Origin of the sequence: Shigella sp. FC1544 (genome assembly GCF_001722145.1) — a bacterium.
GTDB lineage: Bacteria > Pseudomonadota > Gammaproteobacteria > Enterobacterales > Enterobacteriaceae > Escherichia > Escherichia coli.
The window spans coordinates 1-276 of record NZ_MECT01000511.1; the positions used below are offsets into that span (position 1 = coordinate 1).

Sequence of the window (276 nt, forward strand, 5' to 3'; positions counted from 1 at the left end):
TCCGCGCCTTATGCCACGTGAGCTTTTCTGCTTTTCCCTCCACTCCGGTGTTTTCTCTCTCTGCATGGTCGATTCTTATACCGCAACAGGCTGTTTTTTTATACTTGCACCGATTCCCGGGCACACTTAGCCTGTGTCAGGCCGGCATATACCTCAGCAGACTGATATCCCGCGCGTTTTTTCTTCAGCCCCTCCACATTCAGTCCCGCGATGGCCCGGCGGTATACCATCCGGCCGCCACACAGCACGCATTCGAACGGGTCACGACTCAGGAAC

General features: G+C 55.4%; 1 pseudogene. It reads right to left on the reverse strand.

The window, feature by feature from the left end:
• Window positions 1-136 precede the first annotated feature (136 nt).
• Window positions 137-276: pseudogene (locus BGK49_RS30690) on the reverse strand (IS91 family transposase); the annotation flags it as partial.